Raw genomic sequence first — 24403 nt, forward strand, 5'->3', positions numbered from 1 at the left:
AACTAACTTTAGATAATAAAAAATTTATTCGAAATGACAGATAATTGAAACATATCCTTGTCTCATCCGTACATATATGTAAGAGGAGTTGAGATGAATGGAATGGAAACAATTACAAAAAGAGCAAGAAATGATTCATGCACAATTAAGAACTGCTAGTAGGTTAAGTGAACAAAAGGATTTAATTGAAAAGCAAATCGAGCATGCGCAACAGGAAATTTATAAACATTCTAAAGAACTCAATCAAATTCGTTTGAAACTTGATAAGTTAGAAGGCTTTTCTTTTATGAATATGATTCGTACGTGGACAGGGCAACAAGATGAGCTACGAGCAGAAAAAATTGATAAAGCAGCCATTCTTGAATTAAAAATAAATGAAGCAAAAAAGATGGAAGTTGATTTGACAGATGATTTAGGACAAATCAACACTAAACTTACTCAAATTAATGAACAAGAGTTGCAAGAAGTTTTGAACCAATTAAATGCTAAAAAGAAAGGCTATTTACAAATACATGAGCCTGAACAGGCAAAAAGGCTTGAACAATTAGCTAATGAAGAAATGCTAACGAAACAGCTAATTGTGGAAATAAAGGAAGCGGAAGAGGCTGGTGAGGCAGCGCTTACTAAGCTTGGACAAGCAGCAGAGTCCTTGCATTCTGCAAGTGGTTACTCAGCGTGGGATACGTTTTTTGGTGGGGGTCTCATTGCTACACATTTAAAGCATGATGCACTTGACGAGTCCGAAAATTATCTTCATAATGCTCAAATTGCATTACAGCGCTTCCAAAACGAACTACTGGATGTACAAGATATGTCAACGAAATCGTTAGCAGTTGAAACAGATGGATTTGTAAAATTTGCGGACTATTTCTTTGATGATATTTTTTCAGCTTGGTCGGTCCATTCTAAAATATCTACCGCAAGAGAGCAGGTTTCTCGTGTACAAGATGATGTACATAATACGATCTTGCGTCTACAGGATAAACATAATAAGGCAGATGACTATTTGCAGTCTCTACATAAAGAAAAAGAAGTGACCTTTCAAAACGTAGATATAAAGTAATCTGTGAAAAGAATCTCCCTCTTTTCACAGGTTTTTTCTTTGTTTAGCAATAAGGGGTGATTGGTGGTTTCCGTTTCAAGCTAGCTACCCGTTTTCCTGTGAGTGAGCATCGGACCGCTGCCTTCGCTTTCGCAAATATAAAACATTGTTGCTGTCGCTTATGCCTTTAATACTGCTCAATGCTATATACATAAGCGCTGCGTCTTTGTTTAGCCCCGAACTTGCACCAACCAGTTCTCGGTTGAAAAGATCGACAAATAAACATACATAGTGCCATTTTTTCCTGACACGGATGTATGTTAAATCGCTGACTAACAGATAATTCTTTTTCTTGTTGGAATTCTTGGTTTAAAACATTGGCGACAATGGCTTCATTACTACTCTTTTTTGAGGTTTGTAATAGGCTCAGCGCTGCTTGCTTAAAATATTATTCTCCATACGTAAACGTTGGATCTTTACGTAGATCTAATATCTCTTTTTCTTCTTTCGTTCGATTATCTTCCGCAGTAAATGAACCTGTATTTTGATGGTTTTTAATCCAGCGATCTAACGCAGAATTCGTAATTTCGTATTCTCTGGCAATGTCTGCACGAGACTTGTCATTTTCATAAAGCTTCACCATTTATAACTTAAAATCTGCTTTATAGGTTTTACGTTCTCGTCTCATTTTTGACAGGCTTCTTTGGGTAGTCTTTTTAGTGTACTAGCCCTTATAAGAGCTGTCTAACCAAGTGTAGCCTACCCCAACCATAATCCATTTTTAAAGGTAATTTCCTAATCGTTCACAAGTAACGGATGCAATTAAGTTTCTTCTTTCCTATAAATATAGTAGGAAAGTAATTTTTTGATGTATGTCTTTTAAATAGAAATATGCTGATGACTAACATGAAAAATAACTACATTTCAAACTTAGCCTTCATTTTGCATTTTCCTAATCTCAACAATTTTCTTCCAGATCGCCCTATCAATTTTGGCAAAACTACGTATGCTTGGCGTTGTATTTACTTCAAATAATATAGGTTTTCCTTCAAGATTTATTCCGAAATCAATGCCATATTCTCTACAAGGAAAGTGGGATGCTATTACTTCAGATGCTAAAATTGAATCTTCTTTTAGAGAATCTATTGTTTGATCTTTCTTTGTATTATCCATCATCATATAATCTGATAATAATTCATCAATCGGTATTACTTGAGAACCCCGATTTGAATTGACAATCCCATGATCCTCAGTTGCGATCCTTCCGTAAATCCCACCGATTATCCATTCTCCCTTTAGATTTTGAACATGAACACGAATGGATATAGAATGCCCATCAGGGGTAAGACTCATGACCCCCTCCTGTATAATATAAATTCCGCTTAATCTATCGTGTTTCTCATATGGATGTAGAACTTGGTGGAAATCCTCAATTGCTGCCACACACTTATTTATTTCTTCACCTTGCATGGTAAATCCGTTAAAACAATAGTGTCCATCTTTTCTTTTGTATACTTTATAAATTGCTCTTCCTTGTCCAGTGCTAGTATGTTTCACATAAACATACTCATACTTATTGAATATATCGATTAGGTTTTCTAGACTGTAAAGTGTTGATTCTGGAATGAAGTTAGTTGTTAAAGGATTTTGATTTAAAAGTAAAAATTGTTCCCATTTTCCAAGTCCGTTTTTCAATGAATTCACCTCATTTAGTAAGATATTTTCATTTCTTTTGTATTAATAATGTAGTCCTCACCACTTATGGAGGTTACTGTATTGTATGTAAATAGATTTATCTTGCATGGGTGAGTGGGACTTGGTTACGCGATTAATCTCTCCCATTTTTCTGCTAGAGTCCCATAATAGATTTACTACACTAGAAAAGTAGCATTATGATTGTTCCCTATATATCCATTTTTGATTTCAAAATCATTAGTTTCTAATGTATCTGCCCTGCTAATCTTTACTTTTAGTCATATGATAATATGACATGTCGATTAAGGGGATGGAAGATATTGAAAAAAACGACGAAATTAAAAAAAATAATATATTCAGATAAACTTGAATTTTTAATGGAAGCCCATAACGGACTTTCCGCAAAAATTGTAGAGGAAGTCGGTTTTAAAGGGATTTGGGCGAGTGGTCTATCTATTTCAGGATCATTGGGTGTAAGAGATAATAATGAAGCATCATGGACGCAGGTATTAGATATACTTGAATTTATGAGTGATACGACAACAATTCCCATTCTATTAGATGGGGATACGGGATATGGAAATTTTAATAATGCTCGGAGGTTAGTTAGGAAACTAGAACAATTGGATATTGCCGGAGTCTGTATCGAGGATAAAATTTTTCCGAAAACGAACTCATTTATTAATGGAGAAAAACAGCATCTCGCATCGATTGAAGAATTTTGCGGGAAAATCAAAGCAATGAAAGATACTCAAGAGGATGAGGACTTTATGGTTGTAGCTAGAGTCGAGGCTTTTATTGCAGGCTTGGGATTAGATGAAGCCCTTAAACGTGCGGAAGCCTATAGGAAGGCGGGTGCCGATGCAATTCTTGTGCATAGTAAAAAGTCAGATTTTAGAGAAATTGAAGCATTTATGAAGGAATGGAGTGGAAGGCATCCAGTGGTTATTGTGCCTACAAAATATTATACAACCCCAACTAATGAATTCAGAAAAGTAGGAATAAGTACTGCAATCTGGGCTAACCATAACTTAAGAGCGTCGATCACTGCTATGCAGAACATCTCAAAACAAATCCTAAAAGATGAAAGTCTCATTCAAGTAGAGAAATCGATCGTAAGTGTGCAAGAGATTTTTAGACTCCAAGATGCCGAGGAGCTTCAAAAAGCAGAGAAGAAATATTTGCCACCAACTAATAACCAATCACAACCCGAAACGGAGTGATAATATGTTAAATACAAAAGAATTTGGAAATGAGCTTAAAAGACTTGGTTTTGACTTTTACAGTGGGGTCCCGTGTTCATTTTTAAAGAATCTTATTAACTATTCCATAAATGAGTGTGAATATATTGCTGCAGCCAACGAAGGTGATGCTGTAGCAATTGCTTCAGGAGCATACCTTGGGGGAAGGAAATCAGTTGTTTTAATGCAAAACTCTGGTCTAACCAATTGTATTTCTCCATTGACTTCCTTAAACTACCCCTTTCAAATACCTATACTTGGGTTTGTTAGTCTACGTGGAGAACTCGGGTTGAATGATGAACCCCAGCATGAATTAATGGGACAAATTACGACACAACTATTAGATCTCATGCAAATAAAATGGCAATTCTTATCTCCGGATGATAGTGAGGCAAAGAGACAGCTTGAAGAAGCTAACAAGTGGATTGAAGTAAATCAACCATTCTTTTTTGTAGTGAGAAAAGAAACATTTAAAAGTGAGAAATTGAAGATAGAGCAACGTCTTAATCATAAAAATATGATGAAAAGTGAAAAAACAGACATAGACGAACTGCCAAGTCGTTTTGACACTTTAAAAGTGATAAATGGACTCAAAAATATGAAAACAGTATTAATGGCGACAACTGGTAAAACAGGAAGGGAACTATATGAGGTCGAGGATTCTGATAATAATTTATATATGGTTGGCTCCATGGGCTGTGTTGGCTCCATGGGCTGTGTTGGCTCCATGGGCTGTGTTGGCTCTTTAGGATTAGGATTGGCCCATACGCGAAAAGATATAGATGTAGTTGTTATTGATGGAGATGGTTCCCTCCTTATGCGAATGGGGAGCTTATCTACAAATGGCTACTATCAACCTGAAAATATGCTCCACATTCTTCTAGATAATCAAGTTCACGATTCAACTGGAGGGCAAAAAACCGTTTCTCACAATGTCAATATTGTCGAAATTGCTGCGTCTTGCGGTTATGAAAAGTCATACTATATCCATAATTTACATGAACTTGAAATGTGTATTCAAGAATGGAAAATGACAAAAGGGCTGACTTTTATTTATTTGAAAATCTCAAAGGGATCTAAACAAAATCTAGGACGCCCAAAAGTAACTCCAAGTGAAATTAAAACTCGTCTACAGAGATTTATTAAATAATTGTTCTGAAAATATTAGCAGGTTGATCTTGCCTATAAATAAGCATCTTTACAGTACTAAAACTTAGTTGGGGGGAGATAATTCGAACCGCGTATCAAAGTGAAATATAATTAAAGGGAGGAGTACCGTGAAGAAAATTAAAAGAAATATATTACTGAATCCCGGACCTGCTACTACAACAGATACGGTTAAATACGCACAAGTGGTACCTGATATTTGTCCTCGTGAAGATGACTTCAGCCAATTATTGCAATTTGTTACTTCAGAAATTACTAGTTTAGTTTCAGAAGAGAATCAATATACAACCGTTTTATTTGGTGGTTCAGGTACTGCTGCTGTGGAGTCAATCTTGAGTTCAGTTATGACTGATGGGGTTTTAGTAATCATAAATAATGGAGCCTATGGAAAAAGAATGTGTGAAATTGCAGAAGCTTATCAGCTGGATTGGATTGAGTTTTTAAGTCCACCCGATCAACCTATTAATTTAGATCAGTTACATTCATTCATTCAAAGAATTCCACGAAAAGTTTCTTTTCTAGCTGTCGTGCATAATAAACTACAACGGGATTATTAAACGATATAGAATCGATTGGCTCCATTTGTGAAGAAAATGAGATTAATATGATGGTAGATGCAATGAGTTCGTTTGCAGCTATTCCTATTAATATGAGTAAAATGAAAATAAGTTATTTGGCGGCTAGTTCCAATAAAAACCTTCAAGGCATGGCAGGAGTCTCTTTTGTTATAGCAAAAAAAAGCGAACTAGAAAAAGGAAAAACAAAAAAGCCGACAAATTATTACTTGAATCTTTATTCTCAATATTACCATTTCATCGAGACAGGTCAGATGCGTTTTACTCCGCCTGTACAAACTATCTATGCGCTAAGACAGGCCATTGTAGAATTAAAAGCAGAAGGAATGAAAGAAAGATATGAACGATATTCTAAATGTTGGGAAACCTTAATAGAAGGCCTCTCTAGACTTGGTTTAAGATATCTCGTCCCTGTCGAGCACCATTCAAAAATTATTACAGCAATAGTAGAACCCGAAAATGAAAAGTATAATTTTAAAGAAATGCATGATTATTTTTATGCTAATGGAATAACGATATATCCTGGAAAACTTTATCAATTAAATTCTTTTAGGGTAGCCAACATTGGTGATATTAGCAAAGATGATATCGAGCACTTTTTAACTTTATTAGAAAAATATCTTCAAATCTGAATTATTCACGGAACAGTGGAAAACCTACAACTTATGTAGGTGATATTAATTAATTTTTTTAATGCTTTTCCTTGTTCAACTAATGGGGGAAGATTCATATTCCGGAATAATCAATCTTAATTTTAAAAATGATTAGCGATAAACAGGTAAAACCTCGTATTTTGATCAAACTTTGTTCAAAATATGAGGCTTATTTTTATGCCAAAATTGAGGATTGTTGATTTTAATCAATCTTTTTTCAAAAGTTACCGAGGCTGGGCGACTCCTTGGGGATCAGCAATAGAGGAACGAAGGCTAAAACCATCACATCCTGTGATAACGCCTTCGTGACCAACATCGTGTTGCTGTCGCTACGTTAACACTACGCTTTCGCACAGAATTGTTGGCCCGGCGCCCCAGGAAAGCGCCCAGCCGGAACGGAAATCAACCCCTCATTTTGCCAAGGAGTAATTGCTATTCCTTCATAAAATAGCGTAATTCCTGTAAGTGAATTATTTCAACTCTTAAGACGTTGTGCTAAAATAATACATATACTATATCGTGGAAAAACACGTAAACTAAGGGAGTCCTACAACATGACAAGTCGTTTAGTAGAAGAGTTTTTTGAGCTCGTACAAATCGATTCAGAAACAAAACATGAAGAAGTGATTGCGCCGGTTTTAATCGACAAATTAACAGCGCTTGGTTTTACAGTAGAACAAGATGATGCACATACTCGCAACGGGCATGGAGCAGGTAATATACTTGCTACGCTAAAGGGTTCATTAGATATTGAACCAATTTATTTTACTTCTCATATGGATACAGTTGTTCCAGGTAAAGGGATTAAACCATCTCTTCGTGAAGATGGCTATATCGTTTCAGATGGTACAACTATTTTAGGTGCTGATGACAAAGCTGGTCTTGCCACATTATTTGAAATGGCTAAACGCTTAAAAGAGCAAAATATTGAACATGGTGATATTGAATTTATTATTACAGCTGGCGAGGAAAGTGGACTCGTTGGCGCTAAAGAGTTAGATCCATCTAAAATTAAAGCAAAATATGGCTTTGCAGTAGATAGTGATGGCAAAGTAGGGGGAATTGTAACTGCAGCCCCATTCCAAGCGAAAATTTTTGTTAAAATAATGGGGAAAACAGCGCACGCTGGTGTTGCTCCAGAAAAAGGAGTGTCTGCGATTACGGTTGCTTCCAAATGTATTGCACAAATGAAGCTAGGTCGATTAGATGAAGAAACAACAGCCAATATTGGTCGCTTTGAGGGTGGTCAGGCAACAAATATTGTGTGTGATGAAGTAACGATTATTGCAGAGGCTCGTTCGATCGACCAAGCGAAGCTAGATGCACAAACAAAGCATATGCAGGAGACGTTTGAGCAAGTTGCTGCTTCATTAGGTGCAAAGGCTGAAGTTGAAGTGAAGCTAATGTATCCTGGATTCCGTGTAACAGAATCAGATAAAGTTGTTCAAGTGGCAATGGCAGCTGCACACAACATCAATCGTACACCAAAGCTTGGTATTTCAGGCGGAGGTTCCGATGCTAATGTTATTGCGGGCTTTGGCATCCCTACAGTAAATCTTTCTGTTGGGTACGAGGACATTCATACAACAAATGAAAAAATCCCAGTCGAAGAATTAGAAAAATTAGCAGATTTACTTGTTGAAATCGTAAAAGAGTCTGCGAAAAAATAACAACAAAAATCGAGGATGTGACCGCATGGAAAGTGTAAAGGCAGTAGTTTTTGCTTGTGGTACAGAGGAATATGCAGTGCCTGTGGAACAAGCGATTTCGATTGAAAAGTTAGAACAAGTAACACCGATTCCTCACTTGCCTAATTATCTTCTAGGCTTCACAAGAATTCGTGGCGAGCTTGTCCCTGTGCTTGATTTTGAGCGTATTCTTTATAATCGTTCTTCTAATGCTGCAACAGCACGGATTATTGTATTGAACACGGATGTTGTGAATTATGGATTACTTGTAACAGAAGCCCGTGAAATTCTTGATTTTGATGAGTCAGTATTAAAGCAGATGGGACTCGTCAATTATTCAAAAACACGCTACTTTACAGCTGTGGCTAATCTTGAAAATCGCATGATCACATACGTAGACCCGAAAATACTTGTGAATTCATTAGAAGGTATACGTGAAATTATTAATTATTTACACAAAATGCTTGAAAATGAAAATGTAGAGGCTTGAGTTTTTATTAAAGCTAAGAATTAATTCAATACAATAGCACACATCATAGTTGATGTTTTAGACAGAATTACAAATATGTGATTCTGTCTTTCTTCTTTTTAAGCGATATCCCAACAGTAAAAGGAAAATGAATACTCGATGTCGAATTTTAAGCTTATCACCGAAACGTGTGGTTGATTTTCGTCCCGACTGAGCGCTTTCTTGGAGGCGTCCAATAAGCCACATAACAATAAGCATAATTATGAATATATCTTTCTATAGTATAAATAAGTAAATATTAATTATTGGGGAGGTATTTGTCACATGGGTTCAAAGAAAAAGGAAACACCAGAAGAAAAAAGAGAGCGTTTAAAACAAAGTGAATTAAAAAACAATCCTACAGGTTCTTTAAACGACGGGTTAAATAGGGGAACTAGCGGAAATTTAAACGGTATGGGTTGGAAAGAGACGGTGGTATTAGTTTTAGTGTTATTTATAGGATACATTACATACAAATTGTTTTTCAGTTAAAGATATCGAAAGGAATCGTTATCTCTAATTTTGCATTCCATAATCCTAAAATCCTCAATTGCTACACGTACCTCGTCACAATCATCATAATTACTTCTACGTTTTTATTTTAATATAGTAAAAATAACCTGTATTCTTATTAACTTATTTGAAAGTTATCAATAAAATTATGCGTTTTACCTACAGACATTTTCGTTCTAACATCGTATTATGTAAAGTAAGAAAACTACTGTAAAAGGCAAACTTCACCGAAAGGGAAGGACGCAAAGCCATGAGTCTAAACACTATTGTAGTGCATGATTGTCAGGTTGCCAGGTTCTGTTCTATGAGCCTCGGCCAATAGAATGGAGATGTAATCATATGGTAAGTCGGTCACTATCAAAAGCAATCATTGTTTTTATAGTAGCAATTGTAAGTACGCTAGGATTAACAATGGGAAAGGTAGACGCAATGGCCATGCAAGATAAGGCTACTTGGTTATGGGATACGACAAAGATTGTCGAAGATGAATCAGGCGTACTCTCATTTTTAGAAAGCAAACATATTAATAAATTATATTTACAAATTAATAGTGATATAGCAAGTAATTATTACAAAAGTTTTATCGATAAAGCAACGGCAAAAGGTATAAAAGTCTATGCGTTGGACGGTTCTGCAAGCTGGGTTTCAGCAAAGGGCTATGAAATGCAGGATCAGCTGTTTGATTGGTTACATACATATAATGAAAATGCAGCAGCAACAGAGCAATTTTCTGGAGTTCATCTTGACGTAGAGCCCTATTTAAATAGTGGTTGGAACTCGAACCAAGTAAAAACGATTGAATCCTATCAAGCACTTCTTACTAGAGCGAAAGGGGATACCGATCGATTACAATTACCTTTGGAAGTTGATATGCCATTTTGGTTTGACGAAATTACATACAAAAACCAATTTGGTAAAGGTTTATTAGCTGATTGGGTGATCGACCAAGTAGAAAGTGTTTCGATAATGGCTTACCGAGATGCTGCTAAAGACATTATTAAAATTGTTGAACATGAAATAAACTATGCAAAAAAAGTAAATAAATCAATTGTTATTGGTGTGGAAACAGGAGCCTCGGATGAAGGGAAAAATATTACCTTCTATGATGATGGAGAAGCCTATATGAATAAACAGTTAGCACAAGTTAATCAACAATATGCCAATAAAAAAGGTTATAATGGTCTTGCCATTCATCATGTTGATTGTTGGATGAATATGCAGCCGTAAAAAATCCTCTCCAGCTTTAAGTTGGAGAGGATTTTCTTTGCCCTTATGAAAGTCGGCCGCTATAGTCTTCAAATTTAAATTCACGAATGACTTTAATGCCTTCTTCATCGTTATAAGAAACGATTGATGGAAGATTTACACCATTAAACATATGATTTTTCACCATTGAGTAATGCGCCATATCTGTAAATACTAGACGATCGCCTGGTTGTAAAGGTTGTTCAAATGAATAATCACCAATTACATCACCAGCAAGACATGTAAGCCCGCCTAGGCGATAAGTGTAAGCTAGCTCATTTGGTTGACCAGAACCGATGATCATTGGGCGGTATGGCATTTCTAGAACGTCTGGCATATGGCAAGTTGCCGATGTATCTAAAATTGCTAGGTCCATACCGTTTTTCTGTACATCGAGAACCGTTGCTACTAAATAACCTGTATTAAGTGCCACAGCTTCACCTGGCTCTAAATAGACGAGAAGGTTATACTTGTCTTGAATGTAATTAATGACATTCACAAGCTTTTCTACATCATAATCCTCACGAGTAATATGGTGACCTCCACCAAAGTTTAACCATTTCATTTGATGTAAGACATCACCAAATTTTTCTTCGACAACTTGTATAATACGCTCTAACGTATCTGAGTTTTGCTCACACATTGCATGGAAGTGTAAGCCATCAATACCGTCAAGCTGTGACTTGTCGAAGTTGGCTAATGTTGTCCCAAGACGAGAATTCGTGTAGCAAGGGTCGTAAAGTGCTGTTTCAATTTCAGAGTACTCAGGATTGATACGAATACCACATTCAATTGTTTTACCAGCAGATTTTACTTTATCCTTATATTGATTCCATTGGTTCAAAGAATTAAAGACAATATGATCAACATAGCCAAGAAGCTCGTCCATTTCATGCTCCACGTAAGCTGGTGCATAAACATGAACTTCTTTGCCCATTTTTTCATAGCCTAGTCGAGCTTCAAATAATGAGCTGGACGTAATCCCTGCTAAATATTCACCTACTAATGGGAATGTTGAATGCATTGAAAACCCTTTTAAGGCAAGTAAAATACGGCAGCCTGTTCGATCTTGAATCGATTTTAAAAGTTCTAGATTTTTTGTTAATAATCGTTCATCCACTATGTAAGAAGGGGATGGAACTTTTGAGAAATCAATTGGCTTCATCGACTTAATTCCTTTACATCTAACTCAAGGTCAAGTAATTCTGGATTATGGCTTTCTTGCCATGGTAGGCCCCATGTATTTAGTGCATCCATGAATGGATCTGGATTGAAATCTTCGACATTCCAAACGCCAGGTTTGCGCCATTGACCGTTCATCACAAGCATTGCACCAATCATTGCTGGTACACCAGTTGTGTAGGAAATTGCCTGTGAACCAACCTCGTTATAACATTCCTCGTGGTCACACACATTGTACACATAATAAGTTTTTTCCTTACCATCTTTTAGACCACGAATAAGACAACCGATGTTAGTTTTTCCTTTTGTACGTGGTCCAAGTGATGCTGGATCAGGTAGTACTGCTTTAAGGAAGTGAATTGGTTGAATCATTTGTCCTTCAAATTCAATAGGCTCGATAGAAGTCATACCAACATTCTCTAATACTTTTAAATGTGTTAAGTATTTTTCAGAGAATGTCATCCAGAAACGGATTTGCTTTAAGCCTTTAATGTTTTTAGCAAGTGATTCTAGTTCTTCATGGTATAAAAGGTAAATATCTTTTGGTCCGATTTCTGGTAAGTTATAAACCTCTTTTTTCTCAAGTGGTGCAGTTTCAACCCACTCGCCTTCTTTCCAGTAACGACCATTCGCAGTAATTTCACGAATGTTGATCTCTGGGTTGAAGTTTGTAGCGAAATGGTAACCGTGATCACCAGCATTTGCATCCACAATATCAATGTAGTGGATTTCATCAAATTCATGTTTTTGTGCATGAGCTGTGAAAACGCCCGTTACACCTGGGTCAAAACCGCTACCAAGTAAAGCAGTTAAGCCAGCTTTTTCGAACTTCTCTTTATAAGCCCATTGCCATTTATATTCAAATTTTGCCGTTTCAGGTGGCTCGTAGTTTGCAGTATCCACATAGTGTACACCCGTCGCTAAGCAAGCATCCATAATTGTTAAGTCTTGATAAGGCAGTGCTACATTAATAACAACTTCTGGTCCGAATGCTTTAATAAGCTCAATAACCTCTTCTGTATTGTCTGCGTCTACCTGTGCGGTATGAATCTTTGTTTTTCCGCCATCTAGTTTTTCTTTTAGAGCGTCACATTTTGAAACAGTTCTACTTGCGATACAAATTTCCTCAAATACGTCCGAATTTTGAACACACTTGTGTACCACAACACTGGCTACTCCGCCAGCTCCTATAATCAATGCTTTACCCAATTGTCTACCCCCAAATTCAAATAAGTATTGTCAAACAAGCTGATTATACAGAAAATTGAATTACTACTCAATCATTCTTTTTAAATTTTCTACAAAATTTTTTATTTTTCAACAATAATTTGGCGTTTTCAGAGAGGAATGCAACGAAAAAAGAAGCTTTTCGTGAAAAAAATCCCTAAACTACGGATGTAGAGAAGGGGAAAAATTACTTTTTTGTTCAACGAGTGTTTGAAAGAATTTGAGTCACTTCAAAACTGTAGTTTTAAGTCCCCCGAGTTATTTAGAAAAACGATTCGATATTTGTTGTTTTTCATCCCCCCATAAATAAAAAAAGATCAGTAGTAATGTGCTTAAAAACCCCATCACAAGGGCATATGTGCTGATGGCCACATTCACTTGACTTTGCATAGCATAAATGAAAATAGCTCCTAGTGTTAACAAATTTCCAATGATAAGCGATACAAAATGAAATCGTCTATTCATAGCACAAGCCCTCCTATATATAGTGTACATGCTCTCAAAAAATGAAAATGTACTTCAATTATCTCATAATTCAGAACTTTAACCAATGTTTTTTAATCTGGGGATTACAGTGACAGATGAGGCGGCGGAAAGGCATGTGTTAGCGGTGGAAAGTCATGTGTTAGCGGTGGAAAGGCACGTGTTAGCGGCGGAAAGGCATGTCCAAGCAGCGGAAACCCATGTCTTAGCGGCGGAAAAGCATGCCGAAGTGGCGAAATCCCATGCCGAACAAAGGGAGTCAAGCGGCTCATCGGACGCACCAGAACCACAATTTAATAGATACTGTGAACAGACTTTTATTTATCATGTGGTCTGATGATTCAGCTTTAAATTAAAAGAATTGTAGAAAAATTATTGCTATTTAGTTTGTTTTAGATTTAAAGATGGTAAAATATCTATAAGACTTTTCTTTTGGTGAAGGTGAGGATTTAAATAGTGATCAAACAGTTTGATGAGCAAGTCCAACAAATAAATGAATTATTTTTAAATGGTCATGTAAAAGAAAGCTATCAATTAGCCAAAGCACTTATAGCTAATAGTGCGTTTACAGAACATGAATCATTTCCAACAATACAACAGCACGTCGCATTGTTGGAAGCGAACGGTTATGCAAATATGCCTATTCCTACTGCTAAAAAAGTGAAGCAAAGTGTTGAACGAACAGATGGCTCCTATCCAGAGCGTGATGTACTCGCTGCATACATAGGAAGTGAGGATGATCAGCAATTTGGTAAAGTAGTAGATGAATTATTAACTGGATCGGTCGAGGCACAAGCGAATGCATATTATACAATGGCTGAATATTTTGTTCTTGCTAAGGAGCATGACAAAGCACCTGTGCAATATGCGGAAGCGATAAAATTACAGCCAAATATAGCTCTTTACTGGGGAGCATTCGCACAATTTTTGAGTCGAAATGAAGGCAGTCCATATTTGGCACTAAGGCTTATTGAAGAAGCTATTCAGTTAGATAGCATGAACCCCCGTTGGTACTATATTCAAGGAAATATTTTTTTACAGCTTGTCGCGGCTACAAAAAATTTAAGCTATTTACCTGCTCTAGAAGAAGCCTGGGAAAAAGCTAAGAAACGTTGCTCTACCAAGCAAGTGGCATTAAAAGTGGACATTGCGAAATCCAACGACGTACTGTCACAATGGAAAAAGCAAATGCTCTAAGAGGAAAGAGAAAGTAGTCCTACAAGTACAAGCTAAAATATGACGTTTTTAGTAGAAAAAATGCTCAGATAAGAATATAAAAACTTGAATAGCAATAAGAATAGGTTTCCTAATAATATCATACAAATAAATTAATAAAGTATTAGCATATAAAAAATGAATATTTATTAGTGAAAATGACCTTTTATGTATTTTTATGCTATAATACAATTATAAACGGACGTATGAAACTTATCTTATTGCATGAAAGAAGTGTTTATTTGAGTTTATATGTAGCGTATGTATTGGTAGGACTTGCGATTGCCATGCCTGTTGGGGCCATTACAGTAGAAATGACAAAGCAAGGACTAAAAAATGGATTTATGCATGGTTGGGCCGTCGGGCTTGGTGGTATGACAATTGATATTGTATTGGTTTTTGCATTGTATATGGGACTAGCGTCCATTTTAGCAATGCCTATCATTCAAATTCCTATGTGGATTATAGGGGCTGGCTTTTTATTCCTTTTAGGGCTGGATTCTATAAAAAATGCTGATCATGATATTACGCTTGCAGGAGAGAAAGTGACAAAATCGTTTTTTGCTTCTTATCGTAATGGTTTACTAGTTGCCATTTCGCCCGGAAATCTAGTATTTTGGGTAAATGTTTTTGGTGTTGTACTAGCTAAATCTTATGGACAAGGAGAGTCAGCAAACTTTTTAGTGATCGCTGCAGGGGTTCTGAGTGGCATATTGTTGCATGATATTGGCTTGATGACCATTGTTTCAGTTACCCGTAAAGCAATGAGTCGTAAGGTCATTAAGTCGCTTACAATGGTAGCGGGTGTATTACTAATTTGCTTTGCCGGATATTTTATTTATGAATTTATACAAGCTATTAAGACTTATATATGAAAAGTGCGATCCAATGCGATCGCACTTTTTTTTCCTGTATTACCGATCAGAAAAAGCTTAAAGTCTCAGTTTATGCTGAAATCTCGGCATTTTCATGGATACAAGCTAAAATTTCTTCTGCTACTTGATACGCTAAAGAAAGTTCAGACGTGAAGCCTACACATGAACAATTCATTTCCCCTAGAATATAGCAATCTTCGCTAGCTTCGTTTGTATCAAGCATGAAATCAGCAGTCCATATAAGCGGTAGAGCATAATTGCCCAATAAACTAGTTACGAGTGGTAGTTGTCTTAAAAAGTTTTGGACAAGCTCTTCCCAGTCCTCAGGTGCATCATAGCGATATTGTGCACCTGAGAACAGTGTTGCACTAAAGGCATCCTCGGAATCTGCCGGTTTTTTATGTACTACGTAAACTGGTTTATCTCGTAACATAAATAAGCGGATTTCGCCTTCAGTAATACGAGGAAGGAAGCGCATATCAATTAGCATGCCATTTGGACCAGTAATATATTGCTCACAGAATGTCATGAAGTCGCTAAGTTTCCAATATTCCACATGATTATCCTTTGCTTCTGTACATTTAATCTCCGCATCAAGTGGTACTTCTGTGATTTCCTCAGCAAGAGGTTCAACCAATTTAACTCGCCATATACCTTCGCCCGTAGATCCACGATTTTGCTTTAGGACGCGTTCAGTCATAGCAAGTGAAGTAGGGAACTGAGCTTTAAATGCTTCAATTGTATAATAAGCAAATGTATCATCAGGCACTAAATTCGTTGAGGACAGCTTTGATAATGCATCTTTAGAACCATAACCAATCATTGCATCAGGATGTGGCATACCGATGACACCCGCATCACATAGTTCACGCAACATATCAAAGTACTCTTGTTCATGCTGTAAGTTTCCTGGATTAATACGTGATACATAGGCAATACCTTGCTCTTTGACGTAATTAAAAATTTCCTCTTTTTTTGTAACATCAAAGAAAATGACTTCTGCATCCTGCCCACGTTGTTTTAACGCAATCACCATTGGCATTGTATCTTTTCGATAGCCATCAGGGCCTTTATCTGTGCCGCCATGAACCTCGAAAAAAATAACTTTTCTATCCATAAAAATACCCCCTATTAATGATTGAAGATATTTTCAGTATACTGTACAGATAAGGAAAAAAGATATATATAATATGTAAATTTTATGTATGGATTCATAGTTTATTTGTTCTATCATAGGAGTTTATAACTAACAATTTTAGATTTATCTAAATTTAGTTAAACCTTCCTTAAGAGTGCTTTTTCTGAAAAACTGTAAGATATAAAATCATGCAGAGAATTAGCATTGTCCCAATAAACTGAAAGCCCTCAAAGGCAATTTTAAGCCAAAAAACACTTGTAATAACAGCTGTTAAAGGCTCCAGGCTACCAAGTAAACTAGTTTCTTTTGGCGATAAATAATGCAAACTTGCTATATAAAACCAAAATGCTAGCATTGTCCCAAAAATCACGATAAACAGAAAGTACGCGATTGTCGAAAATGCCCAGTTTGACATGTCAATTTGCCATGGCTGATGAAAAAGACTCATCACAATCCCACCAATAAGCATTGACCAGCCTACAACTAACAATGAATGAAACTGCTGTAAGAGTGAGACGGCATATAACGTATAAAAAGCAGCCGAAAGACCAGATAATATCCCCCAAAATACTGCCATCGCTGGAACAGAAAGTGTAGACAACGAGCCATTTGTTAGTAATAAAAAAGTACCAACCAGTGTTAGAGTCACAGCTATTCCATCCTGCCTTGTCAATTGACTGTGCTTCGTTATTAAATAATAGGCCATAATAAAGAGTGGTGCTAAGTATTGCAATAATGTCGCTACAGCAGAGTTACCTATAGCAATCGACATCATATACGTATATTGAACCGCCAGCATTCCAAGTAAACTAAATAAAATTTGTCTAAAAGCATTGTGCTTTGTTCGCCATATCACGAAAATAGACTCTTTACGATGTGTAATTTTATAGGCAGTTATGAGTAAAAGACCAGCTAAAAGAAGACGACTGGAAACAAGCCAGCCAACCTCTATATTTTCCTGCTGAAATAGCTTTTGTGCGACGGTGCCACCAATACCCCAAAAACTTGCCCCTAGAATGACAAGAATAAAACCAAGAGTACGATTTTTCTGTGCAGATTGATTCATCTTAAAACATCTCCTAAACTATCAATATAAAGAAATTATAAGGAATATTTAGCACAAGAAATATCGATTTAATGAATTAAAAATATCAATATATTGAGGTGAACAAAGTAATGGTGTTAACACATATCAAAATTGCGAAAGATTTACAAGAACTAACGTTACATGGGACGAAGGAATTTCCAGTTGCCTTTTACGAGACGGTTTTGCGATTAGATAGTCTGGATTTTTTACCGTTACATTGGCATAAGGAAATTCAATTTATCTATGTGAAAAGCGGTCGTGTGGAATACCGAGTAGGAGCAGATGTCTTTGTACTTGAGGAGGGAGAGGGACTATTTGTCAATGCATCAGGTTTACATGAAGCAAAGCCGTTTCAAATAGAGAGGGCTACAATTTTCTGTATTAACGTGGACCCATTGCTATTAGGCGGACACGAGAACAGTATTTTTGCTACTAAATATGTACTGCCGTATATAACGAGCAATAGACTGCCCTATGTAAAGCTATCAGGCCAATTGGCGCAAAATGTAGAAATTGTGGCGAAATTACTGCAAGAGCAAGCCGTTTTTTATGAGCTGAAGGTATGGAGAGAGTTATTAACCATTTGGGAAACTATTTTATCACAATCACTGCTAACAGAAGAAATACTTGATCCAGCAATTATCGTCCAGCATGATCGAGCGAAGGAGATGCTTGATTATATACATGCTCATTATCAGGAGAAAATTTCTTTAGAAAATTTAGCTGCACATGTTTTTTTAAGCCGTGCAGAATGTAGCCGCTTTTTCAAAAAAATGGTTGGCATGACACCATTCACATATTTACTACACTATCGTCTTCGCAAAAGTATGGAGCTATTACGTGATAGTGAGCAACCCATCACTACAATTGCTACTACAACAGGCTTTAGTACAGTAAGTTACTATATTGAAAAATTTAAGAAATATACAGGATACTCTCCACATGTTTATCGTAAACAATTTTTTGATAAAGGATAGTAGAGCATATTCGCGCGAAGCAAGGGGATATCCGCGGAAGAGAACTTAATACCCGCGCTTGCAATGAATCGCCTCATCTTAATAATTAAATATGAAAAAAATTTGAAATTTGCCGGAATAGATCACACTGTTTATCACTCAACCTATTGACAATAATAACCACATTCAATAAAGTAAAGTTAATAGTAAAGATACCTTTACTATTAACTTTGCTTAAAGGATTGATTAGTTATGTCAAAGGATGAAGAACGTATCTATAAGCTTGTGGAGGAAATAAATGAAGCTATTTATTCGATGGATAGCCACTTCATAAAATTACATCAAAATTTATTGAGTGATGAATTATCCCCTAAACAAATAATTCTATTAGATTTTATTAAAAAAAATAGCCAAGTGACAATTGGGCAGATTGCAAGTTATATGAATATAACGTCTAGTGCTGTCGGACAGCTGGTTAGTAAACTTGAAGAGCAGCAATATGTAACTCGGAGCATTAATCCTGAAAACCGACGTGAAATATTTGTAAATCTTGATACTTCAGGCATTAAGTATTTTGAACGAGAGGAAGAAATAAAACGATTTATTATCTCAAGATATTATTCAAAGCTCGAGTTAAGTGAGATCGTGCAATTAAAAGAGATTGTTCAGAAGCTCAATCAAATTGTATTAAAGGAAGGAATTATACATGAAATAAATGATATTCATTTGAAGGGAGAGATTTAACATGATGGTATTAAAGAAAAAGCAAAATATATGGCTAGCATTTTTGTTACTCGTACTTGCTAGCAATTACACGCTTTATAACACTGGTCTTGGTTTATCGATTTTACCTTCTGAAACAAATGGAGTTGTTATTGGCTCAATAATTGATTTTGTTCTTGTTATGCCTGTTTTATTTCTGCTGTATAAAGGCAAGTTTTCTATAAAACAAGCGGTTATTTTTGCAGCAGCTGGTTGTATTGCAGCTCGTTTTATTATTCCAGTAGAACATTTGCAACCATTTGTTGCAGTGACTTGGGCTGGTTTTGCGATTGAAGGTACGATTATCTTATTCGAAATTTTACTAGTTGCAACGCTTGTTCGTTACATGCCGAGAATTTTAGCGGATGTACGATCAACTACTTTACCCGATTTGTTCTCATTTCCCAAAGCAGTTGAAAAACATGCACCGAAGCATCCTATTATCCAAATGTTTTGCGCAGATTTTTTAGTATTTTACTACGCTTTTGCAAGCTGGAAGAGAAAAGAGCGTTCTGGTTTAACTTTGCATAAAGATTCGAGCTATATTGCCTTTATCATTATGCTAATCCACGGAATAGCCATTGAAACAATAGGGATTCATTGGTGGCTACATGAAAAATCAATTGTTCTTTCTATTTTATTGCTTATTTTAAATGTTTACTCTGTTTTATTTTTTATAGCGGATATGCAGGCTATTCGTTTAAATCCTGTCCACGTAACATCTGATAAACTGTATTTGTCTTTAGGATTGATGAAACGAGCAGAAATTCGCTTTGAACAAATTGAAGAGCTTATTGAGGATAAGGAACAGTTGGAAGGAAAATTATCCAAGGATACAATTGATTTTATAGCACGTGATTTTGCAGAGGCATATCCACAGTTTATTTTAAAAATGAAGGAGCCTGTGGAAGTGACTTTCATGTTTGGGCTTAAAAAACATTATAACAATATAGCCATTAAAGCCGACCAAGCTCAGGAATTTAGAAAGATGCTTCTACAAGGAATGGAAGATAATAGATAATAATAAACAACAGGTGCTAGCAAATTAAGCTGGCACCTGTTTAATTTAGGCAATCAATAAATAGGGGATGATATTTGTTTAAACATATACCATTTATATAAAAGTTGTTGATTGAAGCGGCTCATCGGACGCCCCCAGTCGGAATGGAAATCAACCTCACGTTATGGGCCTTATTTATAAGACTAAAATAATAATTGAAATAATAAGGACACACAACACTGGGAGATTTACAAATCCCTTTAGCAATCGACTGTTAGCTGCCTGAATTTGTTCATTGGTTACTTGAAAGATTGACCAAATTTTATGCTCGAAAATTTGTTGAATCACGGATTGCATCATCGAGCGTAAAGTAAAATAGAGAATTCCAAGTACGATAATTTTCGCCCACGACGGCACAATAATAGTTAGCCCGATACCCATTGATAAAAAACGCAGATAGCCGAAGAGATACTGTTTTTGGCGAAGCATCGTTTTACATACTATTTCCTCTATATAATAATCGGAACGTCGAAACATTCGCTTTGAATTTTTCCATAGTAGGCGAGGCTTTTTTAATTTCGGTACTAACTGACTTCGAAGCTCAGGAGCAATCTGGAATAAAAGACTTTGCCATTTATAAAAAGCTGCTTGATCGAGCTCCACTTGCTGATCAAAATATTTAGTGCTATAAACAAAATGTCTATTATAATAGATTGTGCAATAAACAAGAAGAATTAGATAAATAAGTACAGTGATAATTACAGGTACATACAAAAAGCAAACTGTACCGAGAATACACATGAAAATATTACTTACTAGCTGCTGCCATTTATGAAGCTTTAATTGTAAAAGCACGTTTGTGAAATTATTCGTAAATAGTAGTAGAAGTAAAATAAGTAATTCTAATATTTTTACATGATGAACGATTATAAAAATGGGTGCTAATAGAGCAAGGGCAGAACCAAGTAAAATTAGGTGCTTACTTAACGACCAATAAAAACCAGCTTGTTTTAACCGTACCATATGTTTTCGGTTTTGGATTAAAAAAAGACGATCGGCTCGTTGTAAATAAGTACGAATAGTTTCAATTCGTGTAATAAGAAATAACAGTACAATAAAGAACACTAGCGGAATATGTATGACCCATGATGTACTTATATTTAAGATAAAGTCTTTATAAAGGAAAAAGCCAATGACTATGGCTGGCACAACAACATATAAGGCGACTGTCCAATCGACGATGCTTGCCAATAGCTTAAAATTGTAGGAGCGCTCTAATTTTCTTCGTTGCTGCAAGATGTTAGTCATGGTGGTTTTCCTCAAGCAGGGTGTCGAAAATATCAAGAAGAGATGCTTTGTCCTGCTTCACCGCAATACGTAATGATGCGAGTGTACCTTGCTGTAAGATTTGCCCATCATCAATCAAGATGAAACGGTCACATATTTTTTCTGCCGTATCGAGTGCATGTGTACTCATTAAAATGGCAGCACCTTGCGCTTTTAATTCTTCTAAAATTGTTAAGAGTTTACGCATTGCCTGTGGATCTAGACCCATAAATGGTTCATCTAAAATATAGGTAGAATGTTGATCAAGAAATGCTAAAATAAGCATCACTTTTTGTTGCATACCTTTGGAAAATGTTGTTGGATAATCGTGTAGCTTATGGTCCAAATGAAAAATTTTCAGTAATTCATTCGCACGATTTGTTAAAGAATTTTCCTTACCAGCTACACGCATGTAAAAATCGATATGCTCCCACAATGTGAAATACTCATACAATATTGGTCTTTCTGGTACGTAACCGTAAGTTCCTATTGTCACTTGACCATCCACTATTGGTAATACACCCATGATTGCTTGTAAGGTTGTACTTTTGCCTGCCCCATTGGAACCGATTAATCCAACAAGCTCGCCACTATTTACTTGAAATTGAATGTTTGAAATAATGGCTTCGTTTTCTACATAGCCACCTTTATGTATGTTAATATCTATTGTCATTCACTTCCTCTCTTTGTTTATTTACGAATTAAAGAGGAAAATGTTTCAAGTTTTGAGACTTTTAGTAGAATATCGTTTAGTAGATCAGTTTACTGATAGGGGGAATTGGTGTACAAGATGAAATCGACCATTTTCATGCTTTTATTTCGATTCATGTCTTTATGAGGGAATTAAATAATATTATCAAAGGATTGTCTTTGCAATAGCCCACCTACTTAATCTAGGTGGGCCATTGCATTTAATATGTCTTCACTTACTGCATCCCAAAATTGATGTTGTACAGCATCGCAATACACATATAGCTCTTTATTTTGGACGTGCTCATATAGTTCAGAAATCGCTTCTTTATGAAAATGGAGTCGATGATTTAATGCTTCTCGTTCTTCCTCAATACAAAACGATTTATACATATCTGCGAGACGTTCAAGCTTTGCTAACTTTTGTTTCGTTCCTTCGTATTGTTTTTGGTGAAATCGTCCTACTGCTGTAGTCATAGAGATCTTAGCTCTATGCTCGGTATTTAACGTTCGCAATTCTTCCTGACGAATTGCCACACGATACCAAAACTCATAGCGAATAGGTAAGTCTTTTAGCTCGTATGTGAGCAAGGATTTTAAAATAAAACTAACATGCTCATAAGTATCAATAATCTTGTCTGACTCTTTAAAAATACCAAACATACAGCCACCCCCGTTTAGATTAATACTACGAACGAAGAGTAAAACCCTTTAAATTTTCTATAAAATTCAGAAAAGAAATGAAGCAATAAAATTTTCTGGATGTTAATAGAAATCCAGCTAAAATACAAGCTTAAAAGTTGATAAAGGGTGAGTATGAAATTTATGTGGAATTTATTGTGTGTTTATAAAAAAATAAATCTTGCTACACTTACTTATGTAACAAGACTTTAAAGTGGATTTATAAAATTAAATTGAGTTTATATTTTGAGGTTTAGTTTTTTTAGTTATTCCCACTAATAACAAAATCCATAGTAAACTATTTCCAATAGAATGAGTTGCAAAAGAAGCCCATGTTGAATTAGTAAATTGAGCAATCCATGGGGCAATAAGCATGCTAGGAAGCATATTGATAAAATGCCACTTCAAACAAGCATGAACAACCCATGCCCAAAGTAATCCATTTACTACCCAAGCCCAATTCCCGAAAATCTCTTGTTGGATAGGGAGGAAAAAGCCTCTCCACATTAGTTCCTCACATAACATTGCAAAAAGGTGTAACGGAATAAATATGGTTATCATTTTCCAATTTCTATAAAGCGTAACACCGAAAAATTCTGATGGAGGTAATTCCATCCTTTTTAATGGATTAAATGGAGCTGGAAGATAACTTGGTGGGGCAAGCATTGGAAGTTTCGCAAAAAACTTACCTAAAGGTTCAAGAAATAGGTCAGCGAATATTGTAACAATAATTGCTCCCACAACCCAATACCAATCGTTTTCTGTTAAAGGATTGAAGCGAAACCTTTCCAAAATATTTTGCCATGTCCAAGCATTTCCCTCTAAATGATACAGTAGTAACGAGATTGGAAATAAACTCATTACAGGAAACCAAAGAAAGAACCAAAAAGCATAAATTAATGGTACACCCTTTTTAATTAATAGCGGTGTTCCATAGTAAACACCATAGTATACTAACGAACCTGTAATGCCGAAAATGAGTAACTGCAGCAGATAGGACATTAGAAAACCCCTTCTATATAAAGGATATATTTACAAATAATATATAAACATAAATTATTATATTTTTCTATATATTTTTTTGTCATAGTTACATTTAATCTGCACTAAAGTTTTATGGGAGCAAGAAATATACAGGTGGGACTTAAGTACAATAATGCTTTTATATTTTTATTATTAAGCGAAAAAATGACTTTTTGTTGATATTTTGTTTATGCGTACTTAATTGCCTATTACTAAAAATTAGTGGTGATATGATGTATATAAGATGATTGGAGTGGAGGCTGGGCGACTCCTCGGGGATTAGCGTCACAGATGAGACCCTGGAGCGAGCAAACAGGGGAACGAAGGCTAAAACCCATCACGTCCTGTGATAACGCCTTCGTGACCAACATCGTGTTGGCCTAAGCGGCTCATCGGACGCCCCCAGGAAAGCGCCCAGCCGGAACGGAAAT

General features: G+C 36.0%; 24 protein-coding genes, 1 pseudogene and 1 riboswitch. Of the genes and pseudogenes, 14 read left to right on the forward strand and 11 right to left on the reverse strand.

Annotation, left to right across the window (positions count from 1 at the left end; translation table 11 throughout):
- The first annotated feature begins 97 nt into the window (after window positions 1-97).
- Window positions 98-1063 (forward strand): hypothetical protein, encoded by a 966-nt coding sequence (locus ABH968_RS05920; protein ID WP_370043094.1) that lies wholly within the window; start codon window positions 98-100, stop codon window positions 1061-1063.
- A gap of 427 nt (window positions 1064-1490) precedes the next feature.
- On the opposite strand, the gene ABH968_RS05925 is transcribed toward ABH968_RS05920, so the two are convergent.
- Together ABH968_RS05925 and ABH968_RS05930 are read right to left on the reverse strand one after the other, a co-directional pair.
- Window positions 1491-1685: a transposase gene (locus ABH968_RS05925; protein ID WP_370043095.1), complete on the reverse strand. Its 195-nt coding sequence runs from the start codon at window positions 1683-1685 to the stop codon at window positions 1491-1493.
- A gap of 287 nt (window positions 1686-1972) precedes the next feature.
- Complete coding sequence (locus ABH968_RS05930; protein WP_370043096.1) at window positions 1973-2737, reverse strand: YheC/YheD family protein; 765 nt, start codon at window positions 2735-2737, stop codon at window positions 1973-1975.
- Window positions 2738-3057: 320 nt separating this feature from the next.
- On the opposite strand from ABH968_RS05930, the gene aepX reads away from it, so the two are divergent.
- The 7 genes and pseudogenes from aepX to ABH968_RS05965 all read left to right on the forward strand — a co-directional run bounded on the left by aepX (window position 3058) and on the right by ABH968_RS05965 (window position 10309).
- Window positions 3058-3960: a phosphoenolpyruvate mutase gene (gene aepX / locus ABH968_RS05935; protein WP_370043097.1), complete on the forward strand. Its 903-nt coding sequence runs from the start codon at window positions 3058-3060 to the stop codon at window positions 3958-3960.
- Between the two features lie 4 nt (window positions 3961-3964).
- Window positions 3965-5128, forward strand: a complete 1164-nt coding sequence (locus tag ABH968_RS05940; protein WP_370043098.1) for a thiamine pyrophosphate-dependent enzyme — start codon at window positions 3965-3967, stop codon at window positions 5126-5128.
- Window positions 5129-5255: 127 nt separating this feature from the next.
- Window positions 5256-6352: pseudogene (locus ABH968_RS05945) on the forward strand (2-aminoethylphosphonate aminotransferase).
- Window positions 6353-6927: 575 nt separating this feature from the next.
- Entirely contained in the window at window positions 6928-8043 is a 1116-nt protein-coding gene (locus ABH968_RS05950; RefSeq protein ID WP_370043099.1) for a M20/M25/M40 family metallo-hydrolase, read from the forward strand.
- Window positions 8044-8068: 25 nt separating this feature from the next.
- Complete coding sequence (locus tag ABH968_RS05955) at window positions 8069-8551, forward strand: chemotaxis protein CheW (protein ID WP_370043100.1); 483 nt, start codon at window positions 8069-8071, stop codon at window positions 8549-8551.
- Window positions 8552-8854: 303 nt separating this feature from the next.
- Window positions 8855-9061: a DUF6366 family protein gene (locus ABH968_RS05960; RefSeq protein ID WP_370043101.1), complete on the forward strand. Its 207-nt coding sequence runs from the start codon at window positions 8855-8857 to the stop codon at window positions 9059-9061.
- Between the two features lie 227 nt (window positions 9062-9288).
- Window positions 9289-9377, forward strand: a riboswitch (cyclic di-GMP riboswitch).
- A gap of 44 nt (window positions 9378-9421) precedes the next feature.
- A complete protein-coding gene (locus tag ABH968_RS05965) occupies window positions 9422-10309 on the forward strand; it encodes an amidase (RefSeq protein WP_370043102.1) in 888 nt (295 codons plus the stop codon).
- A gap of 43 nt (window positions 10310-10352) precedes the next feature.
- On the opposite strand, the gene nspC is transcribed toward ABH968_RS05965, so the two are convergent.
- The 3 genes from nspC to ABH968_RS05980 all read right to left on the reverse strand — a co-directional run bounded on the left by nspC (window position 10353) and on the right by ABH968_RS05980 (window position 13201).
- The gene (gene nspC / locus ABH968_RS05970) at window positions 10353-11492 is read right to left on the reverse strand and encodes a carboxynorspermidine decarboxylase (protein ID WP_370043103.1); all 1140 of its coding nucleotides are present in this window, start codon (window positions 11490-11492) and stop codon (window positions 10353-10355) included.
- Window positions 11489-12718: a saccharopine dehydrogenase family protein gene (locus tag ABH968_RS05975; protein ID WP_370043104.1), complete on the reverse strand. Its 1230-nt coding sequence runs from the start codon at window positions 12716-12718 to the stop codon at window positions 11489-11491. Before ABH968_RS05975 ends, nspC begins: the two co-directional genes overlap by 4 nt.
- Before the next feature lie 276 nt (window positions 12719-12994).
- The gene (locus ABH968_RS05980; RefSeq protein WP_370043105.1) at window positions 12995-13201 is read right to left on the reverse strand and encodes a hypothetical protein; all 207 of its coding nucleotides are present in this window, start codon (window positions 13199-13201) and stop codon (window positions 12995-12997) included.
- Between the two features lie 109 nt (window positions 13202-13310).
- On the opposite strand from ABH968_RS05980, the gene ABH968_RS05985 reads away from it, so the two are divergent.
- From ABH968_RS05985 to ABH968_RS05995, 3 genes are all read left to right on the forward strand, one after another.
- Complete coding sequence (locus ABH968_RS05985; protein WP_370043106.1) at window positions 13311-13556, forward strand: hypothetical protein; 246 nt, start codon at window positions 13311-13313, stop codon at window positions 13554-13556.
- Window positions 13557-13675: 119 nt separating this feature from the next.
- The gene (locus tag ABH968_RS05990; protein ID WP_370043107.1) at window positions 13676-14416 is read left to right on the forward strand and encodes a tetratricopeptide repeat protein; all 741 of its coding nucleotides are present in this window, start codon (window positions 13676-13678) and stop codon (window positions 14414-14416) included.
- Window positions 14417-14676: 260 nt separating this feature from the next.
- Window positions 14677-15309, forward strand: coding sequence for a LysE family transporter (locus ABH968_RS05995; protein ID WP_370043108.1), 633 nt, complete (start codon window positions 14677-14679; stop codon window positions 15307-15309).
- 70 nt (window positions 15310-15379) lie between these two features.
- On the opposite strand, the gene ABH968_RS06000 is transcribed toward ABH968_RS05995, so the two are convergent.
- Entirely contained in the window at window positions 15380-16426 is a 1047-nt protein-coding gene (locus ABH968_RS06000) for a Cj0069 family protein (RefSeq protein WP_370043109.1), read from the reverse strand.
- A gap of 169 nt (window positions 16427-16595) precedes the next feature.
- A complete protein-coding gene (locus ABH968_RS06005) occupies window positions 16596-17513 on the reverse strand; it encodes a DMT family transporter (RefSeq protein WP_370043110.1) in 918 nt (305 codons plus the stop codon).
- Between the two features lie 110 nt (window positions 17514-17623).
- Here ABH968_RS06005 and ABH968_RS06010 point away from each other — a divergent pair, with 110 nt between their 5' ends.
- The 3 genes from ABH968_RS06010 to ABH968_RS06020 all read left to right on the forward strand — a co-directional run bounded on the left by ABH968_RS06010 (window position 17624) and on the right by ABH968_RS06020 (window position 20273).
- Window positions 17624-18511: an AraC family transcriptional regulator gene (locus ABH968_RS06010; RefSeq protein ID WP_370043111.1), complete on the forward strand. Its 888-nt coding sequence runs from the start codon at window positions 17624-17626 to the stop codon at window positions 18509-18511.
- A 231-nt stretch (window positions 18512-18742) separates the two neighbouring features.
- The gene (locus ABH968_RS06015; protein WP_370043112.1) at window positions 18743-19234 is read left to right on the forward strand and encodes a MarR family winged helix-turn-helix transcriptional regulator; all 492 of its coding nucleotides are present in this window, start codon (window positions 18743-18745) and stop codon (window positions 19232-19234) included.
- 1 nt (window position 19235) lies between these two features.
- Window positions 19236-20273, forward strand: coding sequence for a beta-carotene 15,15'-monooxygenase (locus ABH968_RS06020; protein ID WP_370043113.1), 1038 nt, complete (start codon window positions 19236-19238; stop codon window positions 20271-20273).
- Window positions 20274-20447: 174 nt separating this feature from the next.
- Here the strand turns inward: ABH968_RS06020 and ABH968_RS06025 are convergent, their stop codons facing one another.
- From ABH968_RS06025 to ABH968_RS06040, 4 genes are all read right to left on the reverse strand, one after another.
- A complete protein-coding gene (locus tag ABH968_RS06025) occupies window positions 20448-21560 on the reverse strand; it encodes an ABC transporter permease (protein ID WP_370043114.1) in 1113 nt (370 codons plus the stop codon).
- Entirely contained in the window at window positions 21553-22251 is a 699-nt protein-coding gene (locus ABH968_RS06030) for an ABC transporter ATP-binding protein (protein WP_370043115.1), read from the reverse strand. Before ABH968_RS06030 ends, ABH968_RS06025 begins: the two co-directional genes overlap by 8 nt.
- Window positions 22252-22466: 215 nt before the next feature.
- Window positions 22467-22931, reverse strand: coding sequence for a hypothetical protein (locus ABH968_RS06035; RefSeq protein ID WP_370043116.1), 465 nt, complete (start codon window positions 22929-22931; stop codon window positions 22467-22469).
- Between the two features lie 246 nt (window positions 22932-23177).
- The gene (locus ABH968_RS06040) at window positions 23178-23951 is read right to left on the reverse strand and encodes a CPBP family glutamic-type intramembrane protease (protein WP_370043117.1); all 774 of its coding nucleotides are present in this window, start codon (window positions 23949-23951) and stop codon (window positions 23178-23180) included.
- Between the last annotated feature and the right edge of the window lie 452 nt (window positions 23952-24403).

It is taken from the genome of Lysinibacillus sp. RC79 (genome assembly GCF_041262405.1).
Lineage (GTDB): Bacteria > Bacillota > Bacilli > Bacillales_A > Planococcaceae > Lysinibacillus.

Coding starts and splice junctions, on each gene's coding strand:
- ABH968_RS05940 (WP_370043098.1), top strand. CDS start 3,965: ATGTTAAATACAAAAGAATTTGGAAATGAGCTTAAAAGACTTGGTTTT.
- ABH968_RS05965 (WP_370043102.1), top strand. CDS start 9,422: ATGGTAAGTCGGTCACTATCAAAAGCAATCATTGTTTTTATAGTAGCA.
- ABH968_RS06025 (WP_370043114.1), bottom strand. CDS start 21,560: ATGACTAACATCTTGCAGCAACGAAGAAAATTAGAGCGCTCCTACAAT.
- nspC (WP_370043103.1), bottom strand. CDS start 11,492: ATGAAGCCAATTGATTTCTCAAAAGTTCCATCCCCTTCTTACATAGTG.
- ABH968_RS06015 (WP_370043112.1), top strand. CDS start 18,743: ATGTCAAAGGATGAAGAACGTATCTATAAGCTTGTGGAGGAAATAAAT.
- ABH968_RS05980 (WP_370043105.1), bottom strand. CDS start 13,201: ATGAATAGACGATTTCATTTTGTATCGCTTATCATTGGAAATTTGTTA.
- ABH968_RS06040 (WP_370043117.1), bottom strand. CDS start 23,951: ATGTCCTATCTGCTGCAGTTACTCATTTTCGGCATTACAGGTTCGTTA.
- ABH968_RS06020 (WP_370043113.1), top strand. CDS start 19,236: ATGATGGTATTAAAGAAAAAGCAAAATATATGGCTAGCATTTTTGTTA.
- ABH968_RS05960 (WP_370043101.1), top strand. CDS start 8,855: ATGGGTTCAAAGAAAAAGGAAACACCAGAAGAAAAAAGAGAGCGTTTA.
- ABH968_RS05925 (WP_370043095.1), bottom strand. CDS start 1,685: ATGGTGAAGCTTTATGAAAATGACAAGTCTCGTGCAGACATTGCCAGA.
- ABH968_RS06010 (WP_370043111.1), top strand. CDS start 17,624: ATGGTGTTAACACATATCAAAATTGCGAAAGATTTACAAGAACTAACG.
- ABH968_RS06035 (WP_370043116.1), bottom strand. CDS start 22,931: ATGTTTGGTATTTTTAAAGAGTCAGACAAGATTATTGATACTTATGAG.
- ABH968_RS05955 (WP_370043100.1), top strand. CDS start 8,069: ATGGAAAGTGTAAAGGCAGTAGTTTTTGCTTGTGGTACAGAGGAATAT.
- ABH968_RS06030 (WP_370043115.1), bottom strand. CDS start 22,251: ATGACAATAGATATTAACATACATAAAGGTGGCTATGTAGAAAACGAA.
- ABH968_RS05950 (WP_370043099.1), top strand. CDS start 6,928: ATGACAAGTCGTTTAGTAGAAGAGTTTTTTGAGCTCGTACAAATCGAT.
- ABH968_RS05920 (WP_370043094.1), top strand. CDS start 98: ATGGAATGGAAACAATTACAAAAAGAGCAAGAAATGATTCATGCACAA.
- ABH968_RS06000 (WP_370043109.1), bottom strand. CDS start 16,426: ATGGATAGAAAAGTTATTTTTTTCGAGGTTCATGGCGGCACAGATAAA.
- ABH968_RS06005 (WP_370043110.1), bottom strand. CDS start 17,513: ATGAATCAATCTGCACAGAAAAATCGTACTCTTGGTTTTATTCTTGTC.